1 protein-coding gene is annotated in these 1,957 nt (G+C 63.9%); it reads left to right on the top strand.

Annotated elements, in window-relative coordinates; all coding sequences use genetic code 11:
• On the top strand, positions 1-1,957 hold a 1,957-nt coding region (dxs, locus tag HK20_RS04090), incomplete at both ends, for a 1-deoxy-D-xylulose-5-phosphate synthase (protein WP_242005897.1).

Genomic DNA, 1,957 nt, shown 5'->3' with positions numbered 1-1,957 from the left:
ACCAGAACGCCGCGTCACCGATTCCCACTTTTGGCCGTTTTCCTGCGCTGGATCGTGTTCGGGTTCCTGCGGACCTGCGCAACCTGTCTGTTGAGCAGCTCAAGCAGCTTGCGGACGAACTGCGGGCCGAAACTGTGGACGCGGTCTCCACCACCGGGGGGCACCTTGGGGCCTCGCTTGGTGTTGTGGAGCTGACCGTAGCCCTGCACGCGGTGTTCGACACGCCCGATGACCGGGTGATCTGGGATGTGGGCCATCAGGCCTACCCGCACAAGATTCTGACCGGACGGCGCGAGCGCATCCGCACCCTGCGCCAGCCGGGTGGGCTGTCGGGCTTTACCCGCCGTTCCGAGAGCGAATACGACCCGTTTGGCGCGGCCCATTCCTCCACCTCCATTTCCGCAGGACTTGGCATGGCGGTGGCGCACCACCTGCGCGCCGAGGATGACCCCTCCTACCGTGAACGCAATGTGATTGCGGTAATCGGCGATGGCTCCATCTCTGCCGGCATGGCGTATGAGGCCATGAACAACGCCGCAGTAGCCGGGCCGGGCGCTGAACGCCTGATCGTGATCCTCAACGATAACGAGATGTCCATTGCTCCGCCGGTCGGGGCCATGTCCAACTACCTCTCGCGCCTCATGTCGTCGCGCAAGTTCATGGAACTGCGCGAACTGGCGGGCAAATTCGTCAAGAAGCTGCCCGCTCCGGTGGAACGCACCGCCCGCAAGGCGGACGAATACGCACGCGGCATGATTACCGGCGGCACACTGTTCGAGGAGCTGGGCTTTTACTACGTTGGCCCGGTAGACGGGCACGACCTGCCGCAGCTGGTCAATATCCTGCGCAACCTGCGCGATACGGATAAAGGCCCCATCCTGCTGCATGTGATTACGGAAAAAGGCCACGGCTACCGCCCGGCAGAAAACGCGGGCGACAAATACCACGCCGTAGCCAAGTTCAACGTCATTACCGGTGAGCAGAAGAAAGGCCCCGCAGGCCCGCCCAGCTACACCTCGGTTTTTGCGCGTGAACTTGTCCGCCGTGCCCAGACCGACAAGCGCCTGACCGCGGTCACCGCCGCCATGCCGTCCGGCACCGGGCTGGATGCGTTTGCCAAGAACTACCCCGACCGCTTTTTTGACGTAGGCATTGCCGAGCAGCATGCGGTTACCTTTGCCGCAGGCATGGCCACCGAGGGCCTGCGCCCGTTCTGCGCCATTTACTCCACCTTCCTCCAGCGTGCGTATGACCAGGTCATGCACGATGTGGTGCTCCAGAACCTGCCGGTCCGCTTTGCCATTGACCGCGCGGGGCTGGTCGGGGCCGATGGGGCAACACATGCCGGGTCGTTCGACATCGCCTATCTGGGCTGCCTGCCGGGCATGACCATCATGGCCCCTTCGGACGAGCTGGAACTGCTGCACATGACAGCCACAGCCGCTGAGTTTGATGAAGGCCCGATTGCCCTGCGTTACCCACGCGGCAACGGGCTTGGGCTGGACCTGCCTGCCGAAGGGCAGGTGCTGGAAATTGGCAAGGGCCGCATTATCCGCGAGATGGGGCGCCAGTCCGGTGCGCAGACGGGTGGCATTGCCATTCTCTCGCTCGGGCCAAGGCTTGGGGCCTGCCTGCAGGCAGCCGACATGCTGGCGGCACAGGGCCTGCCCCCGACCGTGGCCGATGCCCGCTTTGCCAAACCGATTGATACGGCTTTAGTGGAAAATCTTGCCCGCAACCATGCGGTGCTGATCACCATCGAGGAAGGGTCCGAAGGTGGGTTTGGCACACAGGTCTGCCACCATCTGGCCCGCACCGGGCTGCTTGACCGGGTGCGCTTCCGCCCCATGACCCTGCCCGACCGCTTTATCGACCACAACACGCAGGACGCGCAGTATGACGAGGCCGGGCTCTCCGCACCCCACATCGTCGCTACCGCCCTTAACGCACTGGGTGT

The sequence above is a fragment of the Acetobacter sp. DsW_54 genome (assembly GCF_002153575.1).
GTDB classification, from domain to species: domain Bacteria; phylum Pseudomonadota; class Alphaproteobacteria; order Acetobacterales; family Acetobacteraceae; genus Acetobacter; species Acetobacter fabarum.
The sequence above is the reverse complement of the archived record's forward strand: the minus strand, read 5'-3'. Positions and strand labels throughout refer to the sequence as shown.